This is a genomic window from Mycobacterium sp. (genome assembly GCF_032161845.1).
In the GTDB taxonomy this organism is placed as follows: domain Bacteria; phylum Actinomycetota; class Actinomycetes; order Mycobacteriales; family Mycobacteriaceae; genus Mycobacterium.
Genome location: NZ_JAVRQA010000559.1, coordinates 1 through 5,566, shown reverse-complemented (window position 1 = coordinate 5,566; position 5,566 = coordinate 1). Strand labels below are relative to the sequence as shown.

Annotated in this window: 5 protein-coding genes; 3 read left to right on the top strand and 2 right to left on the bottom strand. The window is 66.6% G+C overall.

The window, feature by feature from the left end; translation table 11 throughout:
• Both QOD90_RS31060 and QOD90_RS31055 read right to left on the bottom strand, forming a co-directional pair.
• Nucleotides 1-1,378 (bottom strand): molybdopterin-dependent oxidoreductase (locus QOD90_RS31060; RefSeq protein ID WP_526356375.1); only part of this gene is annotated, 1,378 nt, incomplete at its 3' end.
• On the bottom strand, nucleotides 1,375-2,202 hold the full coding sequence (locus QOD90_RS31055; protein WP_526356373.1) for an FAD binding domain-containing protein: 828 nt from the start codon (nucleotides 2,200-2,202) through the stop codon (nucleotides 1,375-1,377). The genes QOD90_RS31060 and QOD90_RS31055, both read right to left, overlap by 4 nt.
• Before the next feature lie 107 nt (nucleotides 2,203-2,309).
• On the opposite strand from QOD90_RS31055, the gene QOD90_RS31050 reads away from it, so the two are divergent.
• The 3 genes from QOD90_RS31050 to QOD90_RS31040 form a co-directional block, all read left to right on the top strand.
• On the top strand, nucleotides 2,310-3,722 hold the full coding sequence (locus QOD90_RS31050; protein WP_526356371.1) for an amidohydrolase family protein: 1,413 nt from the start codon (nucleotides 2,310-2,312) through the stop codon (nucleotides 3,720-3,722).
• Entirely contained in the window at nucleotides 3,719-4,681 is a 963-nt protein-coding gene (locus tag QOD90_RS31045) for an antibiotic biosynthesis monooxygenase (RefSeq protein WP_526356369.1), read from the top strand. The genes QOD90_RS31050 and QOD90_RS31045 overlap by 4 nt, the downstream gene beginning before the upstream one ends.
• Nucleotides 4,682-4,812: 131 nt before the next feature.
• On the top strand, nucleotides 4,813-5,566 hold a 754-nt coding region (locus QOD90_RS31040; protein ID WP_526356367.1), incomplete at its 3' end, for a Clp protease N-terminal domain-containing protein.

The window sequence follows — 5,566 nt, the reverse complement described above, 5'->3', positions numbered from 1 at the left end:
GGTAGTGGAACGCGGTGAGGGTGCCGTCGGTCCTGGCACCCAGCTTGACCGTGATCTTCATCGGATGCCGCGGCGAGGCGGTGGTGAACTCCTCCTCGCGGGTGTACTCCCAGCACACCGGCCGCCCCGTGTCCATGGTTGCGAGCGCGACCAGATCCTCTGAGATGACCTCCTGCTTCCCGCCGAAGCCGCCGCCGACGCGCTTGCAGAACACCCGCAGCTGATCGGGGCGGAGGTCGAACAGATGGGCCAGCTTGCCCTTGCAGATCGACGGCGACTGCGAGCTGGTGCGCACGTGGAGTCGGCCGTCCTCCATCCACGCGATCGAGCCGTGGGTTTCGAGGTGCGCGTGCTGCACGCGCGGCGAGAAGTAGGTCCCCTCGTGGATCACGTCCGCTTCGGCGAAACCGGCATCCACGTCGCCGATTTCGCCGTGCAGTTCCAGCAGGACGTTGTGTTCCGGATCCTGGACGAAGGGGTCTTGGGAACCGTGCAGCTGCGGTGCGCCGTCGGCCATCGCCTCCTCGGGGTCGAACACCGCGGGGAGCACCTGGTAGGAGACCACCACCGAGCGGACGCCCTCCTCGGCGGCACGGACCGAATCGGCAAGCACGGCCACCACCCGTTGCCCGACGAAGCGCATGACGTCGTCGAGGATGTAGGTGTCGTCGGGATCGACGAGGTGGTCGGTGTGGATGGCGGTGTTGAAGTGCTTGCGCGGGACGTCTTCCCACGTGTACACGCGGTGCACCCCTGGCACGGCGAGGGCGGCGGTCTTGTCGATGGACACGATGCGGGCGTGGGCATGCGGCGAGTGCAACACCTTGAGGTGCAGCATGCCCTCCATCTCGGTGTCCATCGTGTACTCGACGGTGCCGGTCACCACACCGGCTGCCGCGGGCGCGCCGACGCTGGTTCCGACGGCCTCGCCCGCCTTGGCCTCCTGGATCTCGCAGACGCCGTTGATGGCATCCTCGATCGCGCGATATCCGGTGCAGCGGCAGAGGTTTCCCTTCAGTGCCCGCGGCAGATCCTTCTTCTGCGCCTCGGTGAAGGTCGCCGAGGTCATGATCATCCCTGCCGTGCAGAACCCGCACTGGAATCCGGGCGCGTCGATGAACTTCCGCTGCATGGGATGGAGGTCATCCGGTGTGCCGAGGCCCTCGATCGTGGTCACCTGGTGGCCGTCGGCGCGGAAGGCCGGCGTGATGCAACTGTGCACCGGCGCACCATCCAGCCACACCGTGCACGCACCGCAATCGCCTGCGTCGCAACCCTTCTTGACCCCGTGCCAGCCAAGCGAACGTACGAAGGTGCGCAGGCACTGGCCGGGTTGCGGTTGCTGGTCGGACGCCTTGCCGTTCACCGTGTAGGTCATGGCCGGGCTTCCGTGGCGAGTTCGGCGCGAATCTCCTCGGCGTAGTACTTGGCCAGGTGGCGGCGATGGTCGGGAGTGCCGTTCGGGTCGTCGAACCACACGTCGTCGCTGATCGACTCGATGCGGTGCAGCAGGGCCTCTGCGGTGGGCATGGAGTCGAACGCCAGCTGCACCGGGCGGATGGTCCCTGCGGTGATGGTGAGCAACAGGTCATCGCCGTCGGGACTCCTGGTGCCGATCAGGAAGATGGTCGATCGGCCAAGGTGCGTCAGCGTGAAGCGTCGGTGGGCATGCCGCTTGCGCAGTGCGCGAACTGGAATGTCGATGCTGCGCAACAACTCTCCCGGTCGTAGCAGGTTCTCGTGGTCGCCGGTGACGAAGTCGCAGGCGTCGACCACGCGATCGACGCCGCCGGCACCCAGCAGCGTGTACGTCGCCTCGAGCGCGACCGACATCGTGATCATCGGTCCCGCGGGCAGCGACATGCAGATGTTCCCGCCGACCGTCGCGGAGTTCCACACCTTGAAGGACGCCAGGAAGGCTTCGCAGGCGGTCGGCAACAACGCGGCGGCACGCCAATCCTCTGGCGCCGAGAAGGCATACAGCTTCTGAATCGTGCACATCGCGCCGACGTCAAGGCCGGAGTCAGTGGCCACGAGGGCGTCCCAGCCAAGCGGCACCAGGTCGATGAGCCGTCGCACGTCGGGTTGCCGGTCGGAGAAGAGCCACGTGCCACCCGCCAGCCAGGCGTCGCCCGGGCGCCACATGGGGCCGGGCGGGTTCGACGGTTCGCGGATGACCTCTTCGATCGTGGTGATGTCCATATGCCCCCGGCTTCGCTGCGACCCGCTGACTGTAAGACATCTTCGCGGCTCTCTCGCCCATGTCGGCGGTATCGTGAGCGCCGGGTGCAATCTCTGAGGAGCAGCAGATGGCGAACCACGTCCACTTGGGGCATCTCTTCCACATCGCAGGCAGCCCGCTGGTGACGGAGGCCGCGGAGGCCCTGGTGTCGATTCCCGACGGTGCCTTGGTGATCGACGAGGTGGGCCGGATCGTCTACTGCGGCGAACGTTCGCAGATACCAACGGATTACGTGTCGGGCGACGTGCACGACCATCGCCCGGGTCACCTGCTTCCCGGCTTCGTCGACACCCACGTTCACTTCCCCCAGACCTACGCGGGCGACTCCTACGGCGGCGGCCAGCTGCTCGAGTGGCTGAACCTGTGCGTGTTTCCCTCGGAGTCGAAGTTCGCCGACCCCGACTTCGCGCAACGGGCGGCCGTGGACTTCTGCAAGCGCAGGGTCGCGGCGGGAACCACCGCCGCGATGGCCTTCGGCTCGGCGTTCCCGCACGCTCAGGACGCGCTGTTCACCGAGACGCGAAAGGCGAACCTGCGCATCGTCAGCGGCAGGGGCATCCAGACCGTCGGGCCCGAGAGCGCCGCCGCGTTGATCACCTCGGAAGAGGACGCGATCCGGCTGACCCGTGAGGAGATCGACAAGTGGCACGCCGCCGACACCGGCGACGTCGACACCGCCCTGTTGCACGTCGCCGTCGTCCCTCGGTTCTCGCTCTCGGTGACGACCAGGACCCTCGAGGCGCTCGGCGAGCTCTACGACCAGGTCCGTGACCGCGGTGTGTACTTCCACAGCCACCTCAACGAGAACAATCGGCCCGGCACGGGCGAGGTCGACAGCACCAAGCAGGTGTATGAGGTGGATACCTACCTCGACACCTACGACGGCAAGTTCCTGTCGGGCTCGAAGGTCGGCGGAAAGAGTCTGCTCGGCAGGCGCTCGATTCTGGCGCACTGCGTGCACATGCAGGACGTCGAGCTGGCCAGGATGGCCGAGACCGGTTCCTCCATCTCGCACTGCCCGATCTCTCAGCTGTTCCTCGGGTCGGGCACCATGCCGTGGAAGCGGACGGTGGCCGCCGGGGTCAACATCTCGTCGGGAACCGACATGGGCGGCGGCGACGAATGGCTCATCCCGCGGGTCCTCGGCGACGCGTTCAAACAGCACATCAGTGAGGACGGAGCGGCTGGAGTCTCCCTGCATCCGGCGGAGCTGCTCTTCCTCGGAACACTCGCCGGCGCAAGGGCACTCGACATGGAGAGCCGCTTCGGCAACTTCGACGTCGGCAAGGAAGCCGACTTCGTCGTGATCGACCCCCTCCGCACTCCGCAACTCGAGGCGACGCTCGCGAACGCGGTCCGTTCCGACGATCCTGGGCTGGCCCGTGACCAAACGCTCTTCGGGCTGTTGATGGGCATCCGCGAATCGTCGATCAAGGAGGTCTACGTGCAGGGTCGACGGGCGATCGTGGAGTCGGCATGAATGCAGGGACCGGCCGCGCGTTCACCGCGGTGACGATCTTCCATCCCGCCGCCGACTCGACGGGCTTCGACGAGTGGCTCGCGAGGCTGCGGGAATCGGCTGCGTCGGCCGAGGGCTCGCTGTCCACCTCCGCGTCGATCCACGACGCCGACCTGGACTGGGCGATGGCGGCGACGTTCTCCAGCGAGGACCTGCTGCATCGCTGGCTCGACGGCAGCGTGCGGCAGGCCGTGCTCGAGGACGGCAAGTCGCTTGGGTTTTGGTGTCGGACAACCGATCTCATCCTTGGCGATGGTATCGAGCCGGTACCTGGGGTGAGCGCGTTCCGGCACGACGTCGCCTCGGGCAAGGAGACCGACTTCCGGGCGGTGCAGGATCGCCTCGCCGCGGCGAGCAGTGCGTTCCCCGGCTATCAGGGCACGGTGTTGCTCCCCCCGGAGACGGGCCACGATTGGTTGACGATGCTGCGGTTCAGGACGGCGGACCAATTGGCGGACTGGTTGCGGTCGCCAGAGCGTGATCAGGCCCTGCCCGGTCTGCGGTCCAGTCTGACGAAGGGCTTCTCGGCCGTGTCGCAGACGACGCCGTTCGCGACCACGGTGCGGGTTCAGGGCGGTCGGACGTTGATGACGCCGAATTGGAAGTCGGCGATGCTGGTGCTTCTCGTGCTCTATCCGACCGTGATGATCCTGTCGAGGTTCTTCGGCCCGGTGCTGGACGGTCTTGGTGCCGAACCCTGGCTGGTGCTGTGGGTCAGCCAGATCGTCAGCGTCTCGGCGTTGCAGTGGTGGTTGATGCCAACGGTGACGCGGCCGTTTCGCAAGTGGCTGGATCCCGTCGACGGCGCGGGCGGCCGGATCAGCGCCATCGGCGCGGTGATCGTCGCGGCCGGCTACGCCCTGACCTTGACACTCTTCGCGTCCGTGACGTGGTTGCAGTTCTGGGACTATCGAAACTGAGCGTCGCGGCCAGAGGTCCAATGGCTCTATCTGCCTTCGGGGAAATTGGCTAGAGTTGAGCGGAACAGACTCAACCTTGACTGCGTTGGTCTAGAGGACAAGCATTTTCTCAAGAAGGAATTGGAGGTGTCGTGGACTCGTTCAACCCGACCACGAAGACCCAGGCGGCGCTGAGCTCGGCATTGCAGGCGGCCAGTGCCGCAGGCAACCCGGAGATTCGGCCCGCCCATCTGCTGACGGCGCTACTGGCCCAGAATGACGGGATCGCCGCGCCACTGCTCGAGGCCGTCGGCGTTGACCCCGCGATCATCCGGACCGAGGCCGCCGGTCTCGTCGACCGCCTGCCCAAGGCCAGCGGCGCCAACTCGACGCCCAACCTGTCGCGTGAGTCGCTGTCCGCAGTCACCGCCGCACAGCAGCTGGCCGGCGAGATGGACGACGAATACGTCTCCACCGAACACCTGCTGGTCGGTCTGGCGTCGGGGGACTCCGACGTCGCCAAGCTGCTGACCGGTCACGGTGCGTCGCCGCAGGCACTGCGCGAGGCGTTCACGAAGGTGCGCGGCAGCGCCCGCGTCACCAGCCCTGATCCCGAGGGCACCTACCAGGCGCTGGAGAAGTACTCCACCGACCTGACAGCCGCTGCTCGCGAGGGCAAGCTGGACCCAGTCATCGGGCGCGACAACGAGATTCGTCGCGTCGTCCAGGTACTCAGCCGTCGCACCAAGAACAACCCGGTGCTCATCGGCGAGCCAGGAGTCGGCAAGACCGCCATCGTCGAGGGCCTCGCCCAGCGCATCATCGAGGGTGACGTACCGGAGAGCCTCAAGGGCAAGACCGTCGTCTCCCTCGACCTCAGTTCGATGGTGGCAGGCGCGAAGTACC

What these genes read in the sequence shown, in the direction of transcription:
- QOD90_RS31055 (WP_526356373.1), bottom strand. Translation starts at nt 2,202, where the DNA reads ATGGACATCACCACGATCGAAGAGGTCATCCGCGAACCGTCGAACCCG.
- QOD90_RS31050 (WP_526356371.1), top strand. Translation starts at nt 2,310, where the DNA reads ATGGCGAACCACGTCCACTTGGGGCATCTCTTCCACATCGCAGGCAGC.
- QOD90_RS31045 (WP_526356369.1), top strand. Translation starts at nt 3,719, where the DNA reads ATGAATGCAGGGACCGGCCGCGCGTTCACCGCGGTGACGATCTTCCAT.